At 66.7% G+C, this 20,680-nt stretch carries 20 protein-coding genes; 2 read left to right on the top strand and 18 right to left on the bottom strand.

Annotated elements, in window-relative coordinates:
* Positions 1-30 precede the first annotated feature (30 nt).
* The 5 genes from KR541_RS29640 to KR541_RS29660 are packed head-to-tail and all read right to left on the bottom strand — an operon-like array spanning position 31 to position 5,806.
* Positions 31-882: a DNA-methyltransferase gene (locus tag KR541_RS29640; protein WP_050011272.1), complete on the bottom strand. Its 852-nt coding sequence runs from the start codon at positions 880-882 to the stop codon at positions 31-33.
* Positions 883-891: 9 nt separating this feature from the next.
* Positions 892-2,085 carry a tryptophan synthase subunit beta gene (gene trpB, locus KR541_RS29645; RefSeq protein WP_050011273.1) on the bottom strand — a complete coding sequence of 398 codons (1,194 nt, stop codon included), beginning with the start codon at positions 2,083-2,085 and terminating at the stop codon, positions 892-894.
* A gap of 54 nt (positions 2,086-2,139) precedes the next feature.
* Positions 2,140-2,841 carry a phosphoribosylanthranilate isomerase gene (locus tag KR541_RS29650; RefSeq protein WP_050011274.1) on the bottom strand — a complete coding sequence of 234 codons (702 nt, stop codon included), beginning with the start codon at positions 2,839-2,841 and terminating at the stop codon, positions 2,140-2,142.
* Positions 2,838-3,650, bottom strand: coding sequence for a tRNA pseudouridine(38-40) synthase TruA (gene truA, locus KR541_RS29655; RefSeq protein WP_050011275.1), 813 nt, complete (start codon positions 3,648-3,650; stop codon positions 2,838-2,840). Before truA ends, KR541_RS29650 begins: the two co-directional genes overlap by 4 nt.
* A complete protein-coding gene (locus KR541_RS29660; RefSeq protein ID WP_216089984.1) occupies positions 3,650-5,806 on the bottom strand; it encodes a FimV/HubP family polar landmark protein in 2,157 nt (718 codons plus the stop codon). The genes truA and KR541_RS29660 overlap by 1 nt, the downstream gene beginning before the upstream one ends.
* A gap of 812 nt (positions 5,807-6,618) precedes the next feature.
* Here KR541_RS29660 and flgE point away from each other — a divergent pair.
* Positions 6,619-7,863 (top strand): flagellar hook protein FlgE, encoded by a 1,245-nt coding sequence (gene flgE, locus KR541_RS29665; RefSeq protein ID WP_050011277.1) that lies wholly within the window; start codon positions 6,619-6,621, stop codon positions 7,861-7,863.
* Positions 7,864-7,962: 99 nt separating this feature from the next.
* On the opposite strand, the gene asd is transcribed toward flgE, so the two are convergent.
* The 8 genes from asd to KR541_RS29705 all read right to left on the bottom strand — a co-directional run bounded on the left by asd (position 7,963) and on the right by KR541_RS29705 (position 14,714).
* Positions 7,963-9,084 carry an aspartate-semialdehyde dehydrogenase gene (gene asd / locus KR541_RS29670; RefSeq protein ID WP_069618461.1) on the bottom strand — a complete coding sequence of 374 codons (1,122 nt, stop codon included), beginning with the start codon at positions 9,082-9,084 and terminating at the stop codon, positions 7,963-7,965.
* Between the two features lie 85 nt (positions 9,085-9,169).
* Complete coding sequence (locus tag KR541_RS29675) at positions 9,170-9,289, bottom strand: hypothetical protein (RefSeq protein WP_006756675.1); 120 nt, start codon at positions 9,287-9,289, stop codon at positions 9,170-9,172.
* Between the two features lie 120 nt (positions 9,290-9,409).
* Positions 9,410-10,477: a 3-isopropylmalate dehydrogenase gene (gene leuB / locus KR541_RS29680; RefSeq protein WP_011548096.1), complete on the bottom strand. Its 1,068-nt coding sequence runs from the start codon at positions 10,475-10,477 to the stop codon at positions 9,410-9,412.
* Positions 10,478-10,555: 78 nt separating this feature from the next.
* Positions 10,556-11,206: a 3-isopropylmalate dehydratase small subunit gene (gene leuD, locus KR541_RS29685; RefSeq protein ID WP_050011279.1), complete on the bottom strand. Its 651-nt coding sequence runs from the start codon at positions 11,204-11,206 to the stop codon at positions 10,556-10,558.
* Between the two features lie 68 nt (positions 11,207-11,274).
* The gene (locus tag KR541_RS29690; protein ID WP_011548098.1) at positions 11,275-11,421 is read right to left on the bottom strand and encodes an entericidin A/B family lipoprotein; all 147 of its coding nucleotides are present in this window, start codon (positions 11,419-11,421) and stop codon (positions 11,275-11,277) included.
* 3 nt (positions 11,422-11,424) lie between these two features.
* Positions 11,425-12,834, bottom strand: a complete 1,410-nt coding sequence (gene leuC / locus KR541_RS29695; protein WP_050011280.1) for a 3-isopropylmalate dehydratase large subunit — start codon at positions 12,832-12,834, stop codon at positions 11,425-11,427.
* A 176-nt stretch (positions 12,835-13,010) separates the two neighbouring features.
* Complete coding sequence (locus tag KR541_RS29700) at positions 13,011-13,940, bottom strand: alpha/beta fold hydrolase (protein WP_089489163.1); 930 nt, start codon at positions 13,938-13,940, stop codon at positions 13,011-13,013.
* 168 nt (positions 13,941-14,108) lie between these two features.
* Complete coding sequence (locus KR541_RS29705; protein ID WP_080334131.1) at positions 14,109-14,714, bottom strand: TetR/AcrR family transcriptional regulator; 606 nt, start codon at positions 14,712-14,714, stop codon at positions 14,109-14,111.
* Positions 14,715-14,887: 173 nt separating this feature from the next.
* Between KR541_RS29705 and KR541_RS29710 the strand changes: the two genes are divergently transcribed.
* A complete protein-coding gene (locus KR541_RS29710; protein WP_050011282.1) occupies positions 14,888-15,613 on the top strand; it encodes a glutathione S-transferase in 726 nt (241 codons plus the stop codon).
* 52 nt (positions 15,614-15,665) lie between these two features.
* Here the strand turns inward: KR541_RS29710 and KR541_RS29715 are convergent, their stop codons facing one another.
* From KR541_RS29715 to KR541_RS29735, 5 genes are all read right to left on the bottom strand, one after another.
* Positions 15,666-17,243: an amino acid permease gene (locus KR541_RS29715; protein ID WP_050011283.1), complete on the bottom strand. Its 1,578-nt coding sequence runs from the start codon at positions 17,241-17,243 to the stop codon at positions 15,666-15,668.
* Between the two features lie 102 nt (positions 17,244-17,345).
* Positions 17,346-17,810, bottom strand: a complete 465-nt coding sequence (locus tag KR541_RS29720; RefSeq protein WP_216089985.1) for an Lrp/AsnC family transcriptional regulator — start codon at positions 17,808-17,810, stop codon at positions 17,346-17,348.
* Between the two features lie 111 nt (positions 17,811-17,921).
* Entirely contained in the window at positions 17,922-18,680 is a 759-nt protein-coding gene (locus KR541_RS29725) for a dimethylarginine dimethylaminohydrolase family protein (protein ID WP_050011402.1), read from the bottom strand.
* A gap of 209 nt (positions 18,681-18,889) precedes the next feature.
* Positions 18,890-20,140 carry a DUF1479 domain-containing protein gene (locus tag KR541_RS29730; protein WP_050011285.1) on the bottom strand — a complete coding sequence of 417 codons (1,251 nt, stop codon included), beginning with the start codon at positions 20,138-20,140 and terminating at the stop codon, positions 18,890-18,892.
* A 111-nt stretch (positions 20,141-20,251) separates the two neighbouring features.
* Positions 20,252-20,641 (bottom strand): VOC family protein, encoded by a 390-nt coding sequence (locus KR541_RS29735; RefSeq protein ID WP_050011286.1) that lies wholly within the window; start codon positions 20,639-20,641, stop codon positions 20,252-20,254.
* Positions 20,642-20,680: the final 39 nt, after the last annotated feature.

The following is a 20,680-nucleotide window of genomic DNA, read 5'->3' on the forward strand; positions in this document are numbered from 1 at the left end:
AAGCAGCATTCGGCGATGCGGCGGCGCGATTCACGCGCACGCCGGCGCGGCGAGCGCGCTCACGCGCTCGTGCGCGATCGCACAATAGCTTTCGTTGATCTCGTAGCCGACGAAGTCGCGCCCCTGCCGTGCGCAGGCCACCGCGGTCGTGCCGCTCCCCATGAACGGATCGAGCACGCGGCCGCCCGGCGGGCAGCTCGCGAGCACCATCCGTTCGATGATTTCGAGCGGCTTCTGGGTCGGATGATCGACGCGCTCCGCGTGCTGCCGATGCAGGCGCGAGACCGACCAGACGTCCTTCGGGTTGTAGCCCATCTCCAGCCACTTGCTGCCTTCGAACAGCTTGCGCGAGCGGGCCTTCTTCGTATCGGCGTCGTACGGGATGCGGACCGGATCGAGATCGAAGTAATACGCCTTCGAAACCGCGAAAAAGCCGATGTTGTCGTGCACCGACGTGAAACGGCGCGTCGTGCCGCCCATGCTCGGCACGCGCCGGTCCCAGATGATCTCGTTGACCATCGTGAGCTGCGTCTTCAGGAAACTGAAGATTTCCGGCGCGTACTGCCACGTGCAGAAGATATACATCGACCCGCTCGGCTTCAGCTTCGGAATCGCGAGCTCGAGCCACGCGCGCGTCCATGCGAGGAAATCGTCGCCCGAACGCTTGTCCGAATCGTTGCCGTAGTCCTTGCCGAGCCCGTACGGCGGATCGGCGACGATCAGGTCGATCGACGCATCCGGCAAGTGCGCGGCGTGGGTCAGGAAATCGCGGTTGTGCAGCTCGATACCGGACGGCAGCGCGCGCGGCACGGCAGCGGCGGGCTGAACCGCCTCCGCCTCGCTCGCGGCACCGCCGCCCGGCTCTTCGATCAGGTCACGCATCGGTCGGGGTCAGAGCTCGATGCCCGATCGCTCGGCGACCGTGTGCATGTCCTTGTCGCCGCGACCCGACAGGTTGACGAGCAGGAGCTTGTCCTTCGGCAACGTCGGCGCGAGCTTCACGCCATACGCGATCGCGTGGCTCGACTCGAGCGCGGGGATGATCCCCTCGATCCGGCAGCAGTCGTGGAACGCCTTCAACGCTTCCGCGTCGGTGATCGGCACGTACTGCGCGCGGCCGCTGTCCTTCAGCCATGCGTGCTCGGGGCCGACGCCCGGGTAGTCGAGGCCCGCCGACACCGAATGCGTCTCGATGATCTGGCCGTTGTCGTCCTGCAGCAGGTACGTGCGGTTGCCGTGCAGCACGCCCGGGCTGCCGGCGATCAGCGAGGCCGCGTGATGGCCCGTGTCGAGGCCGTCGCCGGCCGCTTCGACGCCGATCAGCTGCACCGATTCGTCGTCGATGTACGGATAGAAGATGCCCATCGCGTTCGACCCGCCGCCGACGCACGCGATCACCGCGTCCGGCTGCCGGCCGGCGAGCTCGGGCATCTGCACCTTGCATTCGTCGCCGATCACGCGCTGGAAGTCGCGCACCATCATCGGGTACGGGTGCGGGCCCGCGACCGTGCCGATGATGTAGAACGTGCTTTCGATGTTCGTGACCCAGTCGCGCATCGCCTCGTTCAGCGCGTCCTTCAGCGTGCGCGAACCCGATTCGACCGGCACGACCGTCGCGCCGAGCAGCTTCATCCGGTAGACGTTCGCGGCCTGCCGGCGCACGTCCTCCGAGCCCATGTAGACGACGCACTCCATCCCGAAGCGCGCGCAGATCGTCGCGGTCGCGACGCCGTGCTGGCCGGCGCCCGTTTCCGCGATCACGCGCTTCTTGCCCATGCGCTTCGCGAGCAGCGCCTGGCCGATCACGTTGTTGATCTTGTGCGCGCCCGTGTGGTTCAGGTCTTCGCGCTTCAGGTAGATCTGCGCGCCGCCGAGCATCTCGCTCCAGCGCTGCGCGTGATAGATCGGCGACGGGCGGCCGACGAAGTACTTCAGCTCGCGCTCGAATTCGGCGACGAAGTCGGGATCGTTCTGGAACTTTTCATACGCCGCGCGCAGTTCGTCCAGCGCGTGAATCAGCGTCTCGGCGACGAACACGCCGCCATACGGGCCGAAGTGGCCCCGATCATCAGGAAGGTTGTACATGGTGTCTCTCTCGATCGGTCGGTGCGCCCGCTTTTGGGGCCGCACCGGCTTGCATCACCCGGCGTCCGCCTCGCGCACCGCGCGTACGAACGCCGCCATCCGGGCGTGATCCTTCACGCCCTTCGCGCCCTCCACTTCGATGCCACTCGAGACATCGACAGCAAACGGACGCAACTGGCGGATCGCATCACCGACGTTTTGCGCGTTCAAGCCACCACTCAAAACGGCCCGACGCGCGAGCTCTGCGGGAATAAGAGACCAATCGAAGACCTTGCCGCTACCGCCGTAATCCGGCACCAAAGTGTCGAACAGGAGGCCGCGCGCTTTCGAATAATGAAGAGCCGATTCTACCAAATCGGCACGCTGCGTCGAGGGGCCGACGCGCACCGCGCGCAACCACGGCAGGCGGGCCGCGCGGCCGAGCGCATCGCACTGCTGCGGCGTCTCGTCGCCGTGGAGCTGCAGCATCGTGAGCGGCACGTCGCGCACGACGGCTTCGATCTCGGCTTCGGTCGCATTCACGAACAGCCCGACCACCGACACGAACGGCGGCGCGAGGCTCGCCAGCTCGGCCGCCTGCGCGATCGTCACCGCGCGCGGGCTCTTCGGGTAGAACACGAGGCCGATCGCATCGGCACCGAGCGCCGCCGCGTGCAGCACGTCCTCGGGGCGCGACAGCCCGCACAGCTTGATGCGCGTGCGCGGCGGCTGGCCGGCCGCGGCGGAAGTCGAAGAAGACACGGCGTGCTCCGTCATGTTTGTGGGTCCAGATCGGCCCAGACGCTGCTCCACGGCACGCTGCCGAGCTGCGCGGGCGGGACGGCGAATTCCGCCGGGTAGCCGACGTGGGCGAGATACAGCCCGTCGGCCATGAACGTCGGGGCCGCGAGGTTGCGGTCCCGGCCGGCCAGCACGTCGGCGAGCCAGTCGGCCGGATAGCGGCCGCGCCCGACCGCGACGAGGCAGCCCATCAGGTTGCGCACCATGTGATGCAGGAACGCGTTCGCGCGGAAGCGGAAATGGATGAAATGCCCCTCGCGCCGCACGTCGATCTGATACAGGTGTTTGACCGGCGTCTTCGACTGGCATTCCGACGACCGGAACGACGAAAAATCGTGCTCGCCGATCAGGTGCGCGGCGGCGGCGCGCATCGCGTCGTCGTCGAGCGGCGTGTGGATCCAGCCCGCGCGCCCGGCCAGCATCGGCGAACGCACCGGGTGCACGTACAGCGCGTAGTAGTAGGTGCGCTCGAACGCCGAGAAGCGTGCATGGAACGTGTCCGGCATCGGCTTCGCCCACTGCACCGACACGGTCGGCGGCAGGAACGCGTTGGTGCCGCGCACCCACGAAAACACCTCGCGATCGAGGTCCGTGTCGAAATGCACGACCTGCCCGAGCCCGTGCACGCCGGTATCGGTCCGCCCGGCCACCGTCGTGTGCAGCGGCACCCGCGCGAACTCGGCCAGCGCATGTTCGAGCCGGTCCTGCACGGTCTTGCCGTGCGGCTGCGCCTGCCAGCCGCAGAACGCCGCGCCGTCGTACTGGATACCCAGCGCGATCCGCATCACGCCTCGTCCGCCAGTTTCGCGAGCAGCGCGCGGGCATCGTCGCGCGTCGCGGCGTCGTTCGCGTCGACCACTTCCTGCAGCAGCGTCCGCGCGCCGGACAGGTCGCCCAGTTCGACGTACTCGGCCGCGAGGTCGAGCTTGTTGCGGGCGATGCGCGCAAGCTCGTCCGCGGTAAGCGCAGGCAGCGCGGCGCCCGGCGTGGACGGCAGGTCGAGATCGAAGTCGAGCTTCAGCGCGCCGAACTGCGCACCGCCGAGCGGCGGCAACGACGACGACGTAGCTGGGCTGCCCGCCTGGCCGACAGACGTCACCGCGTCCGGATCCCAGTCGAGCTCGTCTTCCTGGTCGGCCGGATGTTCCGGTGTCGTTTCAGCCGAACCCATCGGCGGATGCTGCGCGGCTTGACCGTTAGTTGCAATTTTATCGGCGTCGGGCTGCGGTGCCTGCGCGGGCGGTTCCCCCGTCGTCGACGGCTCCTCCGCCGTCCGCGGCGGCAACGGCATGTCGAGACTGTTGAGCGCGCTGATCGCGTTCTGCATCAGTGTCGCGTGCTGGGCTTCGGCGCTCGAAGGGGCGACGGATGCGGCGGACGGCTCGGCCAGCTTGGTCGACTCGGCCGGCTTGTCGGCGGCAGTGGCTTCTTCCAGGGGTTCTGCGTCGTGCGGAGCCTCAGCCGAACCCGGAATCGCGTCGTTCGCCGGCGACACGGCAGCGTCAGCAGGCGGTAATTCCGGCGACTCGTCGTGCGGCGCCGTCACTACAAGCGCAGGCGATGTATCCGCCGCGGGCGGCTCGATCGTCTCCGCGGCGGCGGCAGTCGCCGCGGCGAGATTCATGTCGGACGCGGCATCGCGTGCGATCGGCATCTCGGGCGTGATCGGCAGTTCGCGTTCGACGGACGGCGCGGCTTCCGCTTCCGCCTCCGCAGCCGCGGCGCCACCTGCTGCGGCCGCGGTCGCAGCGGCACCCGCCTCGTCCGCGCGCCGACCCTTCCGGCGTTTGCGCCATGCGAAGCCGGCCGCGAGCACGATAACGGCAGCGCCGGCCGCCGCGGCCGGGCGCCAGTCCATCTGCTCGGTACGACGTGCCGAGGTCGCGACGGGTGCGACCGGTTGCACGGAAGCCGATGCCGGTTGCAGCGCACTGGCTGCCACACCCGACGCGACTTCGTCCGCCGTCGATGCAGCGGCCGATGCACCCGCGTCATTCGCAGCCGGACGCGGCGCGGCAGGCGCCGGAGCAGGCGCGACGCCGGTCGTCGTCGCCGGCTTGCCGATGCCGTGCTTCTGCAACTCCATCAGCACGCGGTTCTTCAACGCGAGCAATTGCTGCAGGCTCGACGGCCGCGGCTGCGACGCACCGACGGCGGGTGCCGCGCCGGCCGGCTCGCGCATGCCGGCAACCGGGTTGCCCGGCACCGACTGCCCCGTCGCCTCGCTCGCGGACGACGGCGCCGACTGGATCGCACCGCTCCATACATGCGGGCCGCTCGCACCGCCCGTGGGCGCCGCCGGCTGCGTGCCGTCGACAGCCGATGCGCCATGCGCGGCCGACGCACCGATCGACGCCGAAGCACCGCTCGAAGCGGATGCGCCCGCCGCCGTCGCCGTCGCGGCACTCGCGCCGCTCACCGGAGCGGCATGCAGGGCCGGCGCCACCGGCGCGGGTTGCGCGGCCGAACCGGGCTGCGGCGCGGATGCGCCGTGCTGCGCGATCGCTGCCCCACCCGATGCGGCGGCGGGCGCGGAAGCGGCCGTCGGGCCAGATGCAGCGGACGCGGCGGATGCGCCGGCCGGCGCGAGCGCCGCGCCGGTCGCATCGAGCGCGGGCACCGTCAGTGTCGCGCCGACTTTCAAACGGCTCGCGTCGCGCTTCATGAACGCCTGCGGATTGGCGTCGAACAGCGCGCGACCGGCGCGCGCGAGCACGGCCGGATCGTGCGATTGCGTGGCCGCTTTCGCGATGTCGTTCAGCGACTGGCCCGGCTGGACCGTCACGGTAAGCGGGGCGGCGCCGCCGACGGCGGATGCCGGCAGGTCGCCGGTGCCGACTGCCCACGCCGATGCGGCGGCGCCGAGCGCCAGGATCGCCAGCGCGCCACGCACGGCGCGCGACAGACGGGACTGGCGCGGAAACAAGGAAATTCGGGACATCGTTGGCTCTATCGCCGCGCACGGGCGCGGCTCGGATTCGCGGTTGGAAGCGTCAATAAAGCGCTGCAGAAATGCAAAAGCGTCGCGCGGAACGCGACGCTTTCGGCGGGTCTGTGCGTCGTAACCGCGTAGTTTACTTCACACGATCGGGTTCCGGCCGAATTCGTCGCCGACAGGTGCCACCGGGCCCGGGCGGGCGCTCGTGTCGCGCGGGTCCGTCTGCCCGTAGCCCATGCATCCGATCGATCAAAACGAACCTGCGTGCCGCAGTTGGAAGCCGTCTCGCGGCAGCCTCGCGCCCCGCTCGAATGACGCGGCTTTTTGGCGCTCAGCGGGCGTCCGCCGCAGGATCGCGGCGACAGAATCGCAAGCACTCCCTCAACAATCCATCCTGTCCGCCGTTAATGAATTAACAGCCGGAAAATCAAGACAAATCCCGACCGGCGCCCCATCCCACTCCAATCAATTCCAATTCGCCGATAAGAAGCCAATTTCCGCCTCTTATCGGAGAAATGAAAATCCACACCACCAAATCCCCGCCCCGCAAGGCTTTGACCCCCTCTCTCTCGCTTGATTACTCATACAAAAGCGATCATTTCTGCATCAATTCAATTTCATTACACAAAATTACACAGACCGAATAACCGCCGTCGATACGATCGCCTTCAAACAGGAATCGGCATGTTTCGACGTCGCGCTCGCCCATGCGGGAAAGGCGGGAGCGCGCCGGCCGGGCTGATGCCGTGCAGTACCGGAGGGCCATCGCGCAGTCGCACGACTGCATCACTCACCAGCTCGTTACGGGGACGAACATGGGCTATCAACAGGGTTTGAGCGGGTTGGCCGGCGCGTCGAGCAATCTCGACGTGATCGGCAACAACATCGCGAACGCAAACACGGTCGGCTTCAAGCAGGGCCGCGCAAACTTCGCCGACATGTACGCAAATTCGGTCGCGACGTCGGTCAACACGCAGATCGGCATCGGCACGCGGCTCGCGTCGGTGCAGCAGCATTTCAGCCAGGGAACGATCAATTCGACGAAGTCGTCGCTCGACGTCGCGATCAACGGCAACGGCTTCTTCCAGATGTCGAGCAACGGCGTGACCACGTACTCGCGCGACGGCACGTTCCACCGCGACAAGAACGGCGCGATCGTCGACGCGCAAGGCCGCAACCTGATGGGCTATGCGGCAGGCGCCGGCGGCGTGATCAACACCGCGCAGACCGTGCCGCTGCAGGCGCCGACCAGCAACATCGCGCCGCGCGCGACGAACAAGATCACCGGCCAGTTCAACCTGAACGCGCAGGACAAGGTGCCGGCCAAGACGCCGTTCAACGCGACCGACAACACGACGTACAACTACAACACGTCGATCCAGGTCTACGACTCGCTTGGCGGTTCGCAGCCGGTCAACCTGTACTTCGTGAAGCCGGCGGCCGGCACGTGGCAAGCCTACGCGGGCGCGCAGGGCCAGACGCCGACGAATCTCGGCACCGTCACGTTCGACGCATCGGGCCGGATCAGCTCGACGACGTCGGCCGCGACCGGCCAGCCGACCGCGAGCCTCGGCCAGTTCGCGTTCTCGATCCCGAACACGACGGGCGGCGCGAATCCGCAGAACCTGACGCTCGACCTCGGCGGCACGACCCAGTACGGCGGCAAGGACGGCGTGAACAACCTCGCGCAGGACGGCTTCGCGAGCGGCACGCTGACGACGTTCTCGATCGGCACCGACGGCAAGCTGACCGGCAACTACTCGAACGGCCAGAGCGCGGTGCTCGGCCTGATCGCGCTCGCGAACTTCAACAACCCGAACGGGCTCGTGAACATCGGCGGCAACCAGTATGCGGAAACGGCCGCGTCGGGCGTGCCGCAGATCTCCGCGCCGGGCAGCACGAACCACGGCACGCTGCAGGGCAGCGCGCTGGAAAACTCGAACGTCAACCTGACGACCGAACTCGTGAACCTGATCACCGCGCAGCGCAATTACCAGGCGAATGCGCAGACGATCAAGACCCAGCAGGCCGTCGACCAGACGCTGCTGAACCTGCGCTGAACCGCGCATGAAAAACGCGCCGCACCGGCCCTGAATCCCAAGGCCGACGCGGCGCGTCGTATCGTGCAGCCCGGCCCGCGGGCCGGACAGCCAACGTGCTTACTTGTCGAGCAGGATGCGCAGCATGCGGCGCAGCGGCTCGGCCGCGCCCCACAGCAGCTGATCGCCGACCGTGAACGCCGACAGGTATTCGCCGCCCATCGCGAGCTTGCGCAGGCGGCCGACCGGCACCGTCAGCGTGCCGGTGATCTTCGCCGGCGACAGGTCGCGCATCGACGCTTCACGCTCGTTCGGCACGACCTTCACCCAGTCGTTCGCCGATGCGAGGATGCCGTTGATCTCGTCGAGCGGCACGTCCTTCTTCAGCTTGATCGTCAGCGCCTGCGAGTGGCAGCGCATCGCGCCGATCCGCACGCACAGGCCGTCGACCGGGATCGAACCCGGCTCGCCCATCGCGGGCTTGCCGAGGATCTTGTTGGTTTCCGCGCCGCCCTTCCACTCTTCCTTCGACATCCCGTTGCCGAGATCCTTGTCGATCCACGGAATCAGCGAACCGGCCAGCGGCACGCCGAAGTGACTCGTCGGCATCGCGTCGCTGTTCATCGCGGCCAGCACGCGGCGGTCGATGTCGAGGATCGCGGAAGCCGGATCGGCAAGCTGTTCCTGCACCGCGCCGTTCAGCGTGCCCATCTGCGACAGCAGCTCGCGCATGTTCTGCGCGCCCGCGCCCGATGCGGCCTGGTACGTCATCGCGGTGATCCAGTCGACGAGGTTCTCGCGGAACAGGCCGCCGAGCGCCATCAGCATCAGGCTGACCGTGCAGTTGCCGCCGATGAAGTTCTTCGTGCCCTTGACGAGCGCGTCCTTGATCACGTCGAGGTTGACCGGATCGAGGATGATGACCGCGTCGTCCTGCATCCGCAGCGACGATGCCGCGTCGATCCAGTAGCCGTTCCAGCCGGCCGCGCGCAGCTTCGGGAACACGTCGTTCGTGTAGTCGCCGCCCTGGCACGTGATGATCACGTCGCACTTCTTCAGCTCGTCGACGTTGGTCGCGTCCTTGAGCGTGGTCTCGTTTTTCGCGAACGACGGCGCCTTGCCGCCCGTATTGCTGGTGCTGAAAAACACCGGTTCGATCAGGTCGAAATCGCCCTCTTCCTGCATGCGCTGCATCAGGACGCTGCCGACCATGCCGCGCCAACCTACGAGACCTACGTTCATGACTAACCCTTTGCTTTGAATGGAGCTTCCCCGCCATTTCCGTCCCCGCGTGACCGCGCGGGGAAACAGGCGGGCACGACGGCGATCAGCGTTTAATGATCGTTTTCGTGGTAATGGTTTTCGTGATGACGATGGCGCGCGCACCCGCACGGGCAGTGTTGCCGTGGAGTTTCAGGACCGGGGAGATCAGGGAAATCAGCGCCATCGTTCGAGTCTACACAAAGCCGGTGGCCCGCACAACGGCCAACCGTGCGCGAACCGGCCGATTTTTCCGGCCCGTTCGCACCCTTTTCCACATTAATTACCGCACTTCATTGCCACACGCTTACAACGCGGCGACCACCGCATCGCCCATCGCGGCCGTGCCGACCTGCTTGCAGCCCGGCGTCGCGATGTCGCCGGTGCGGTAGCCCTGTTCGAGCACCGTTTTCACCGCGCGCTCGATGCGATCGGCCTGCTCGGCGCGATTCAGCGAGTAGCGCAACAGCATCGCGGCCGACAGGATCGTCGCGAGCGGGTTCGCGATGCCCTTGCCCGCGATGTCCGGCGCCGAACCGTGCGACGGCTCGTACAGGCCCTTGTTGTGCTTGTCGAGCGACGCCGACGGCAGCATGCCGATCGAGCCCGTGAGCATCGACGCTTCGTCCGACAGGATGTCGCCGAACATGTTGCCGGTGACGATCACGTCGAACTGCTTCGGCGCCTTCGCGAGCTGCATCGCCGCGTTGTCGACGTACATGTGCGACAGCTCGACGTCCGCGTACTCCTTCGACACGTCGATCATGATGTCGCGCCAGAACTGCGACGTCTCCAGCACGTTCGACTTGTCGACCGACAGCAGCTTCTTCGCGCGCTTTTGCGCGGCCTGGAACGCGACGTGCGCGATGCGGCGCACTTCCGGCTCCGAATAGCGCATCGTGTCGAAGCCTTCGCGCTCGCCGGCGAACGGGCCGTCCGGCGCCGCACGCACGCCGCGCGGCTGGCCGAAGTAGATGTCGCCGTTCAGTTCGCGCACGATCAGGATGTCGAGGCCCGCGACGAGTTCCGGCTTCAACGGCGATGCATCGACGAGCTGCGGATAGCAGATCGCCGGGCGGAAGTTCGCGAACAGCTCGAGGTGCTTGCGCAGCCCGAGGATCGCCTGCTCGGGGCGCAGCGCGCGTTCCAGCGAGTCGTACTTCCAGTCGCCGACCGCGCCGAACAGGATCGCGTCGGCCTGCTTCGCGAGCGCCAGCGTCGCGTCGGGCAGCGGATGGCCGCTCGCCTCGTAGCCCGCGCCGCCGACCGGCGCCTGTTCGAGTTCGAACTTCTCGTCGAGTGCGTTCAGCACCTTCACCGCTTCATTGACGATTTCCGGACCGATGCCGTCGCCGGGCAGCACTGCAATCTTCATGCGAAATTCCTGACTGGGTAGAGTGTGATGGAGGCAGGCCGGCGAGCGCGCACAAAGCGCGCCGCCTCGAACGCGATGTCAGCGGACCAGCTTGGTGTTGAGCCAAGGCTGCTTCACGAGCCGCTCTGCCTCGAACTGGCGGATCTTGTCCGCGTGGCGCAGCGTGAGGCCGATGTCGTCGAAACCGTTCAGCAGGCAGTACTTGCGGAACGCGGCGATCTCGAACGGATACTCGCGGCCGTCGCCCGCGCGCACGACCTGCGCGTCGAGATCGATCGTCAGTTGAAAGCCGTTGAACGCGGCCGTCTCGTTGAACAGGTGATCGACCTGCTGCTCGGTCAGCACGATCGGCAGCAGACCGTTCTTGTAGCAGTTGTTGAAGAAGATGTCCGCGAAGCTCGGCGCGATGATCGCGCGGAAGCCGTACTGCTGCAGCGCCCACGGCGCGTGCTCGCGCGAGCTGCCGCAGCCGAAGTTCTTGCGGGCGAGCAGCACCGATGCGCCCTGGTAGCGCGGCTGGTTCAGCACGAAGTCCGGGTTCAGCGGACGCTTCGAGTTGTCCTGGCCCGGCTCGCCGTGATCGAGATAGCGCCACTCGTCGAACGCGTTCGGACCGAAGCCCGTGCGCTTGATCGACTTCAGGAACTGCTTCGGAATGATCGCGTCGGTGTCGACGTTCTCGCGATCGAGCGGCGCCACGACGCCGGTATGTACAGTGAATTTTTCCATGATCCGTCTATCCGGTTGAAGGGCCGGCAGTCAGCCGGCGCACATCGACAAATTCTCGGCGGGAAACGTCACTCCGCGGCGCGCTTGAGCGCGCTGCCGGCGGCGTTGACGTCTTCCCCGAAGCCTCGGACGGTATTGCAGCCGGCCAGGCCGAAGCCCAACCCGGCCAGCGCCAGCGCGGCAACCAGCCGCGCGATGACCTTCGATGCCGTCACGTGTTACCCCAGCTGGCGAATGTCGACGAAGTGACCTTCGATCGCCGCGGCCGCCGCCATCGCGGGGCTCACGAGGTGCGTGCGACCGCCCGCGCCCTGCCGCCCTTCGAAGTTGCGGTTCGACGTCGACGCGCAGCGCTCGCCCGGCTCGAGCCGGTCGGCGTTCATCGCGAGGCACATCGAGCAGCCCGGCTCGCGCCATTCGAAGCCCGCATCGGTGAACACCTTGTCGAGCCCTTCGCGCTCGGCCTGCGCCTTCACGAGGCCCGAGCCCGGCACGACCATCGCGAGCCGCACGTTCGACGCGACGCGGCGGTTCAGCTTCTTCACGACGTACGCGGCCGCGCGGATGTCCTCGATGCGCGCGTTCGTGCACGAGCCGATGAAGATCTTGTCGACCTTGATCGATTCGATCGGCGTGTTCGGCTCGAGCGCCATGTACGCCAGCGCGCGCTCCATCGCGTCGCGCTTGACCGGATCCTTCTCGCGCTCGGGATCGGGCACGCGACCGTCGATCGACGTGACCATTTCCGGCGACGTGCCCCACGTGACCTGCGGAACGATGTCGGCGGCATTCAGCTCGACCACGCGGTCGAATTGCGCGCCGTCGTCCGACTTGAACTGGCGCCAGTACTCGACCGCCTGATCCCATTCCGCGCCGGTCGGCACGAACGGGCGGCCCTTCAGGTATTCGATCGTCGTGTCGTCCACCGCGACCATGCCTGCGCGCGCGCCGGCCTCGATCGCCATGTTGCACACGGTCATGCGGCCTTCCATCGTCAGCGCGCGAATGGTCGAGCCGCCGAATTCGATCGCGTAGCCCGTGCCGCCCGCGGTGCCGATCTTGCCGATGATCGCGAGCACGATGTCCTTCGCGGTACAGCCGCGCGGCAGCGCGCCCTCGACCTTCACGAGCATGTTCTTGCTCTTCTTCTGCAGCAGCGTCTGCGTCGCGAGCACGTGCTCGACTTCCGACGTGCCGATGCCGTGCGCGAGCGCGCCGAACGCGCCGTGCGTCGACGTATGCGAATCGCCGCACACGATCGTCATGCCCGGCAGCGTCGCGCCCTGCTCCGGCCCGATGATGTGGACGATGCCCTGGCGCACGTCGTTCATCTTGAACTGCGTGATGCCGAACGCGTCGCAGTTCGCGTCGAGCGTGTCGACCTGCAGCTTCGAGACGGGATCGGCGATGCCGTGGCTGCGGTCCGTCGTCGGCACGTTGTGGTCCGACACGGCCAGGTTCGCGCTGATGCGCCACACCGGACGCTGCGCGATCTTCAGCCCTTCGAACGCTTGCGGGCTCGTGACTTCATGCAGCAGCTGACGGTCGATGTAGAGCAGGGTCGTGCCGTCTTCCTCGGTGTGGACCACGTGGGTGTTCCACAGTTTGTCGTAGAGAGTCTGTGCCATGGGTATGCGGGGTCGTTGTGACTACAAGCCTTGCGGATGCGGTCGATTATGCCACGCAAAATCGGCCCATGGAGTACCACGATAACGAAAAAAGTGAATAAAAACAGTGAGTTGGGTAGTACACGCGATACCCGGATAAGCATTACCCGGCAAGCGCGGCGGCTTGCGGCGGCGTGCTACCGGAAGAAATTGCGCAGCTCGCGCGCCAGCGCCTGCGGTTGCTCCTCGGGAATGAAATGCCCGCTATGCGCGATCGTCGCGGCCGTCACATCTTCCGCCACGTGTCCGAGCGGCCCCGCCATGTCGGGTATGGACCCCTGATCCGCACTGACAGCGAGCACGGGCATCTTCAGCTTCCCCAGCGCCTGCAGCGTGCGGTTCTGAGCCGACGACGCCGACACGGCCCGGTAGAAGGCCAGCCCCGCTCGCAACCCGCCGTCCCGGGTGAACACCCGGAGATACTCGTCGACATCCGCGTCGGAGAACGACTCGGGATTGGCCGCCTTGCGACGCAAGAACCAATCGAGATACTCGCGCTCCTTGCCGGCAATCAACGTCTCCGGCAGGTCGGCGACGGTATGAAACGCGAAGTGCCACGTGCGCCATGCGTTGCCGGGCTCGATCGGCAGTGCGGCGGGCAGCGTGATGCCGGGTATCCCCGCGTCGAGCAACGCCAATCGCTTCACCGCATCGGGATACATCGCGGCAAACGGATAGGCGACCCACGCGCCGACGTCGTGAGCGGCCAGGTAAAAGCGCGCGATCTTTTGCTGCTCCAGCAGGCGCGCAAGCGTTGCCGCGACGGTCTGCGTGTCGTAACCGACGAGTGGACGGTCCGAATCGCCTTGTCCGGGAAGATCCGGCGCCACGATCCTGAATTCGTCCGCGAGAAGCGGCATGACTCTCCGCCACGCGTACCAGCTTTCCGGAAAGCCGGCGAGCAGGACGATGGTCTCGCCGTCGGCGCGGCCTCCTTCGACGAAATGAAGGCGCACCCCGTCTACCGTATCGAACCGATGACGAAAGCCGCTGAGCCGCGGGTCTTCCCGAAAATAGGGCGCGGCCTCGAGATGCGAAGCATCCGCGGTGGATTGATGCTGGTACATAAGTTCGTCCTCTCCACAGAATCGACTGCGCTGGATGATGGCCCCCGAGCAGCGGGAGCACTTCCGTTCGGAAATATTTGTTTCCTAATTCGGCGAAACCGAATCACGCGCATGCGCGGTTTCGCGTGTTGCTTCACATCGCGTCGCCTGTCGGGTGACGCACAAACCTTAGTCGAGCAGCCGCATTGCCTCGTCAACCAGCATCGACATGTCGCTCCGGCTCTGGCCGAGCTTCCCCACCACTCGAAGCCCCTGCACCATGGCAAACAGACAGCTCGACGTGGCTTGCGCGTTCAGCGCGGCATCGACGGATCCATCGGCCTGCCCCTGCTTGATCAAATCGCGAAGGAGACGCTCGATCCTCTGCATCGATCTGTGGACGATGCCGGCGATCTCGCTATCCAACGCACTCAGAACCATGGCGCCGCCGACGACCAGACAGCCCTTTCGACCCTCGTCTCCATGCGAGACGTCCGCGTAAAAGCGCAGGAGCGCTCGCACCTTGTCCCGTCCGTTTTCTTCATCGGCAAGGATCATGTTGAGCTCGCTGACGCGCCGATCGATGTACCGGTTCAACGCGGCAACGAAGATGGCGTTCTTGTCGGCAAAGGCTTTGTAAAGACTGCCTGCGGTGAGCCCCGTCGCCCGGGACAGATCGCCGATAGAAGTCGCGTGATAGCCACGCTCGCGAAAGACGCGGATGAAGCCGTCCAGCGCTTCATCCATATCGAATTCTCGCGGCCTGCCCACGTTCGCTGCAATTTTCCTAGCCATGCGCCATTATAGGAAATGATCATTTCCAAATCAAGCCATGCGAACCGTACAGGCGTCACTGGCATTTCGCACTCGATCTCATAGACTGTCTATTCGCAACGGGCGGCGCGCGGCTGCCCTCCCCGCCATCGCGATGCGTGCGTCCCGGCGCATCGACCGGACAGGAGCCTTGCATGCGGTACGAACTCTATTACTGGCCTGAAATCCAGGGCCGCGGCGAATATGTGCGGCTCGCGCTCGAAGCGGCCGAAGCCGATTACGTCGACGTCGCGCGCGAATCGGGGCGCGGGATGGGCGTGTCGGCCATGATGCGCATGATGGACAGCGCGAAGGCCGAATGCGTGCCGTTCGCGCCGCCGTTCCTGAAGGCGGGCGACGTGGTCGTCGGGCAGACCGCGAACATCCTGCTGTTTCTCGGCGCGCGGCTCGGGCTCGCGCCCGACGACGAAGCCGGCCGGCTGTGGGTCCATCAGATCCAGCTGACCGCCGCCGATTTCATCACCGAGATCCACGACACGCACCATCCGATCGGCAGCGGCCTGTACTACGAGGACCAGCAAGCGGAAGCGGCCGAGCGCGCGGCCGATTTCCTCGAGAACCGGCTGCCGAAATTCCTCGGCTACTTCGATCGCGTGCTCGAACAGAACCCGCACAAGCGCGGCTATATCGCGGGCAGCGCGCTCAGTTACGCGGACCTGACGATGTTCCAGTTGATCGAGGGCCTGCGCTATGCGTTCCCGAAAGCGATGAAGCGCGCGGAGCGCAAGGTCGCGACGCTCGTCGCGCTGCACGATCGCGTCGCGCGGCATCCGCCCGTCGCGCGCTACCTCGAGTCGGAACGCCGCATCCCGTTCAACGACATGGGGATCTTCCGGCACTATCCGGAGCTGGACAAGTAACGGCCCGGCACGTACCGCGGAACGTGCGCGCACGGGCGAATTTCACGCAGGATCAGCGCGGCTGCCCGTGCTGCGCGGCGGCCGCGTCGACGGCTTCCACCGAGCGCGTGAGCCACGGCCCGATGTCCATCTCCTCGTAGCGCACGAGCCGGCTCTTGCGCGCGCGGCGATACGCCCACCAGATCGCGACGAACAGCGGAATCCATACATAGATCGACAACACTTCCATCCAGTCGATGCGCGCCGCGAAAAACGCCTGGTAATCCTGCCCGAGCGAAATCACGATGCAGACCGCGACCGCGAACACCGGCCCGAACGGAAACCATTTCGCGCGATACGGCAGTTGATCGAGTCGATAACCCTGCTTCAGGAATCCCCTGCGGAACCGGTAATGGCAGACCGCGATGCCGAGCCACGCGATGAAGCCGGTGATGCCGACCGTATTCAGCAGCCACAGATAGATGCGCTGGTTGTTGGTCAACGACGTGAGGAAACACAGCCCGCCGACGGCCATCGTCGCGTACAGCGCGTTGCGCGGCACGCCGCCCGGCGACAGCGTCGCGAACACGGCCGGCGCGCGCCCTTCCGATGCGAGGTTGTACAGCATCCGCGTCGCCGCGTAGGTGCCGGAATTGCCGGCCGACAGCACGGCCGTCAGGATCACGAGATTCATCGCGCCGGCCGCGAGCGGGAATCCCGCGTGGCTGAACACGAGCGTGAACGGGCTCACGCCGATGTCGGTCACGTCGCTCTTCAGCAGGTTCGGATCGGTGTACGGCACGAGCAGGCCGATCACGAAGATCGCGAGCACGTAGAACAGCATGATCCGCCAGAAGATCTGCTTCACCGCGCGCGGGATCGTCTTGCGCGGGTTCTCCGATTCGCCGGCCGTGATGCCGACCAGCTCGGTGCCGAGAAACGAGAAGCCCGCGATCAGCGCGACGCTCATCATCGCGTGCACGCCGCCGACGAACGGCGCGTCGCCGGTCGTGAAGTTGCGCCAGCCGACCGGATGCCCGGTGCCGGTATGCCCGCCGCCGGTATGCCCGCTGCCGGTATGCCCGCCGCCCAGCACGCCGGCCGCGATCAGCAGCCCGGCCGCGATGAACGCGATCACGGTGACGACCTTGATCAGCGAGAACCAGTATTCCGATTCGCCGAAGCCGCGCACCGACAGCGTATTGAGCAGGAAGATCAGCACGAGGAAGCCCGCGCCCCACCACACGCCCGGCACCGACGGAAACCAGTAGCGCATCACAATCTGCGCGGCGACCAGCTCGATCGCGATCGTCACCGCCCAGCTGTACCAGTAGGTCCAGCCGAGCGCGACGCCGAAGCCTTCGTCGACGTACTTCTCGCCGTAGATCGCGAACGAGCCCGATACCGGCATCAGCGCGGCCATCTCGCCGAGCCCGGTCACGACGAAGTAGACCATGATCCCGATCGCGATATACGCGGCGATCGCCCCGCCCGGCCCCGCCTGCGCGACCGACGCGCCCGACGCGACGAACAGCCCCGTGCCGATCGACCCGCCGATCGCGATCATCGCGACGTGGCGGCCCTGCAGACGGCGCTTCAGCGCCGTCCCGGACGGTGCGGCCGTGTCCGTCGCCGCTTGCATGGCATCCATGGTGTTCCCCCTGATTGTGAGCCGGCCAGCCGATTCGATTCGGAATGCAAATCGATTGACCCGGTCATTCGCATCCAAACCGGCCCTGCCGGGCCGGTCGCATCATGCGACGCTGCGCTTGATCGACTGCAGTTCGGCCGTCGTCACGATCTTCTCGATCCGGAACCGCGGGCTTTCCAGCCACGCGTTCGCGATCCGCCGGTACTCGTCGAGGTCCTCGCACGCGAGCCGCACGAGAAAATCGAACGTGCCGCTCACCAGCCAGCAATCGAGCACGGCCGGATTCGCGCGCATTTCCTCTTCGAACGGCGCTTGCGAACGCCCGTGGTCGGCCAGCACGATCTGCGCGATCACGACGATCGGCTTGGTCGCGCGCGGCGCCTTGATCACCGCGCGGTACCCTTCGATCACGCCGAGCGCCTCGAGCCGCTCCACGCGCGCCTGGCACGGCCGCGGCGTGAGATTCGCGAGCTCCGACAGCTTCCGGTAGGAAATCCGTCCGTCGGTACGCAGGATGTCGAGGATCCGGAGATCGATCTTGTCGAGCTGCATCTTCTTGTCGGTCATCCGCGTTCGCTCCGGTCGGGTCGTGGCTCGTGGCTCGTGGCTCATGCGCGGAACGTCTGCCATTCCGCGCGGGGCCACATTATCCGGCCGAAGCCGCCGCGCGCCAATCGGCTAGAACCGCAGCGACAGGCAGGTCAGGCCGCCGTCCATCTTGCGGAACTCGCTCGTGTCGATCACGTGCAGCGGCATGCCGAGCGGCGCGATCGCGTCATGCACGCGCGGATAGCCGGCCGGCGTGATCAGCGTGCCGTTCACGCGCAGCGTGTTGCCCGCGTATTCGTCGGCGGCCGGGATCGCGATCCGGCGATAGTCGGCGAACGCCGGATGCGCGGCCAGCGCGTCGGTCACGAGCAGCGTGTCGTCGCCGAGCGCGTTGACGACCGATTTCAGGTGCAGGCCGGCGCCGACCGGCACCGCGACGACCGAATAGCCATGGCGCGACACCAGCGACTCGAACGCGGCGATGCCTTGCGCGTCGGTGCGGCTCGTCAGGCCGATGAAGAAGCGCTTGCCGACCAGCATCACGTCGCCGCCGTCGAGGCGGCCCTGCTGCATCGGCAGCAGTTCGCGATGCACGCGCAGCGCCGCTTCGATGTGCGCGGTCTCGCCGCGCCGCGCGAGCGCGCCGGGGCGCGTGATCACCGCGAATTCCGGCGTGACGACCGCGACGTCCTCGACGAAATGCGAATCGGGAAACGCATCGAGCGGCGGCAATTCGGTCAGTTCGACGCCGAGCATGCGCAGCGCGTCGCAGTATGCATGGAACTGCGTGAGCGTCTTGTCGTAATCGGGTGCGCCGAGTTCGGCGGTGGTCAGGCCCGCGCCGCAAGACGGCGCGGGACGGCGAACGATCGCTTGCGTGAATTGCATCGACTCCTCCATGATCTGCGCCGCCTCCGTGCGGTGCACGGGCCGGCAGCGTTGTGTCCGGACCATTATCGGAAGCCAATTTGCGCAATTCGCGTCGATTTCGGCGCCACCGACAGCCGATTGCGTCGAATTGCGCGCACCACGCAGCGGATTCGGCAGACGGGCCGCCCGCCGTCTCGCGAATGGCCGTTTCGCCCGCCGCCCGCGCGTTACGCGCCGGGCTCGAATCCCATCTGCGCACGGCCGAGCGCCGTGAGATCGCCCTCCCCCGCACGGCCATCGAAATCGGCCTCGAAATGGTCGGCCGGGAAATCGGGCGGGCTGTCGCCACGCAGGAACGCGAGCCGCTGCCGCTGCAGGTATGCATCGTTCTTCGCGCAGCCGGGCGCGGCCGCGATGTACATCACGTTGCTGTCGCCGCTGCCGCGATGCGCGTCCTCGACCGCATGCACGACGTCGCCGTGCCAGAACACCGCGTCGCCCGGTTCCATGTGCGGGATCGGCACCAGTGCGTCGAGCAGCAGCGCGTGCCATTCGGGGCGGATCGACAGCGCGCGGCCGGGACGCGCGCCGCACAGGTCGTCGTCGGCGACGTCGTCCTGCAGCGCGCGCAGCACGACATAGGCCATCGCGTTCGCGACCGGGATCAGCTGCAGCGTGCCGTCGCCGGGCCCCTGCGGCGTCAGCGCGGTCCAGCCCTGGAACGTGCGGAACATCGAACACACGGCCGGCGACGGAATCTCCTCGACGTCGGGGCGGAACGCCGCATCGAACGGATCGTAATCGCGCCAGCGGCCGGCCAGCACGTGGCGATAGACCTGGCGGAAATTCGCGCCGAGCCAGCGCTCGACGGAGCCGCCGTCGACGTGCGGCGACAGCCCGAGCGACGTCGACCCGGGCGGCCGGCGACGAATCCGGTCCGCATAGGCGGGCACCTGGTCGGAATCGAAATGCGTGCGCGTACCGTCCGCATGCCGCCACAGACGGTTCAGGAACACCCGCGCCTGCGTGAGCGCCGGCGACTGGCGCGCGGCCACCTGCGGCTTCGACCAGTAGACGCCGTAGATCTGCGGCTTGCCCGACGCGAGGTTGCCGAAATAGCGGTCTTCCGCGCGCGCATGCAGCCGCTCGGTGAAACGGTTCGCATCCAGATACGCGCCGATCTCGTCGTTCCAGTCGCGTGCCTGCTGCGCATCCAACACGCCGCGGATCACGACCGCGCCGTGCGTGCGGATCGCGGCAATCGCGAGCGGATCGACGGTCCCGCTCGCGACATCCGCGAACGGCACGACCGGAATCACGTCATCGCCATGCGCGTGCGCGCGGCGGATCGCGTCGACCTGCCGCGCGATGTCGCCCTCCACTTCGCGGAACGTGGCCGCGTAGCCGGGCAAGTCGGCGCGTAGCGCCCGTTTCGCCGTGCGGATCGCGGCCGGCAGATCGTCAATCGTCAGGTGCATCGCTTGTCTCCTCGCTGAATCGCGTTTTGATGAGCACTCAGCGTACGGCCGCCGCACGGTCATCATCGATACTATCCAGCCAATAATCGATACAATCCTGACAACCGCGCGTTACTCGGGACGATGGCAGACCACGCACAGCTTGTTGCCGTCCGGGTCCCGGAAATACGCGCCGTAGTAGTCGCGGTGATAGTGCGGTCGGAGGCCCGGCGGCCCTTCGCAGGCGCCGCCGTGCTGAAGCGCGAGCGCATGGCAGCGATCGACGTGATCGCGGGTCGGCGCATCGAACGCGATCGTGTGGCCGTTCCCCGGTTCAGGCGCGCGTCCGTCGAGCGGCTTGCCGAAGAAGAACAGCGGCCGGTCGGCGTCGGCCGGCATCCAGCCCGACCAGCCGTCCGGTTCGTGGAATTTGACGCGCAACCCGAGTTCGGCGAACAGCGGCGCGTAGAAATCGTAGGCGCGCGCCGTATCGCCGACGCCCACGCAAACATGTGAAAACATGGCATCGCTCCGTCGTGAAGATCTCTCACGATCATGCCA

It is taken from the genome of Burkholderia sola (genome assembly GCF_905400185.1).
Taxonomy (GTDB): domain Bacteria; phylum Pseudomonadota; class Gammaproteobacteria; order Burkholderiales; family Burkholderiaceae; genus Burkholderia; species Burkholderia sola.

What these genes read in the sequence shown, in the direction of transcription:
- KR541_RS29705 (WP_080334131.1), bottom strand. Translation starts at nt 14,714, where the DNA reads ATGGCTAGGAAAATTGCAGCGAACGTGGGCAGGCCGCGAGAATTCGAT.
- leuB (WP_011548096.1), bottom strand. Translation starts at nt 10,477, where the DNA reads ATGAAGATTGCAGTGCTGCCCGGCGACGGCATCGGTCCGGAAATCGTC.
- KR541_RS29725 (WP_050011402.1), bottom strand. Translation starts at nt 18,680, where the DNA reads ATGCAATTCACGCAAGCGATCGTTCGCCGTCCCGCGCCGTCTTGCGGC.
- KR541_RS29650 (WP_050011274.1), bottom strand. Translation starts at nt 2,841, where the DNA reads ATGACGGAGCACGCCGTGTCTTCTTCGACTTCCGCCGCGGCCGGCCAG.
- KR541_RS29700 (WP_089489163.1), bottom strand. Translation starts at nt 13,940, where the DNA reads ATGTACCAGCATCAATCCACCGCGGATGCTTCGCATCTCGAGGCCGCG.
- KR541_RS29715 (WP_050011283.1), bottom strand. Translation starts at nt 17,243, where the DNA reads ATGGATGCCATGCAAGCGGCGACGGACACGGCCGCACCGTCCGGGACG.
- KR541_RS29675 (WP_006756675.1), bottom strand. Translation starts at nt 9,289, where the DNA reads ATGGCGCTGATTTCCCTGATCTCCCCGGTCCTGAAACTCCACGGCAAC.
- KR541_RS29720 (WP_216089985.1), bottom strand. Translation starts at nt 17,810, where the DNA reads ATGACCGACAAGAAGATGCAGCTCGACAAGATCGATCTCCGGATCCTC.
- KR541_RS29660 (WP_216089984.1), bottom strand. Translation starts at nt 5,806, where the DNA reads ATGTCCCGAATTTCCTTGTTTCCGCGCCAGTCCCGTCTGTCGCGCGCC.
- KR541_RS29640 (WP_050011272.1), bottom strand. Translation starts at nt 882, where the DNA reads ATGCGTGACCTGATCGAAGAGCCGGGCGGCGGTGCCGCGAGCGAGGCG.
- KR541_RS29730 (WP_050011285.1), bottom strand. Translation starts at nt 20,140, where the DNA reads ATGCACCTGACGATTGACGATCTGCCGGCCGCGATCCGCACGGCGAAA.
- KR541_RS29710 (WP_050011282.1), top strand. Translation starts at nt 14,888, where the DNA reads ATGCGGTACGAACTCTATTACTGGCCTGAAATCCAGGGCCGCGGCGAA.
- trpB (WP_050011273.1), bottom strand. Translation starts at nt 2,085, where the DNA reads ATGTACAACCTTCCTGATGATCGGGGCCACTTCGGCCCGTATGGCGGC.
- asd (WP_069618461.1), bottom strand. Translation starts at nt 9,084, where the DNA reads ATGAACGTAGGTCTCGTAGGTTGGCGCGGCATGGTCGGCAGCGTCCTG.
- truA (WP_050011275.1), bottom strand. Translation starts at nt 3,650, where the DNA reads ATGCGGATCGCGCTGGGTATCCAGTACGACGGCGCGGCGTTCTGCGGC.
- leuC (WP_050011280.1), bottom strand. Translation starts at nt 12,834, where the DNA reads ATGGCACAGACTCTCTACGACAAACTGTGGAACACCCACGTGGTCCAC.
- KR541_RS29735 (WP_050011286.1), bottom strand. Translation starts at nt 20,641, where the DNA reads ATGTTTTCACATGTTTGCGTGGGCGTCGGCGATACGGCGCGCGCCTAC.
- leuD (WP_050011279.1), bottom strand. Translation starts at nt 11,206, where the DNA reads ATGGAAAAATTCACTGTACATACCGGCGTCGTGGCGCCGCTCGATCGC.
- flgE (WP_050011277.1), top strand. Translation starts at nt 6,619, where the DNA reads ATGGGCTATCAACAGGGTTTGAGCGGGTTGGCCGGCGCGTCGAGCAAT.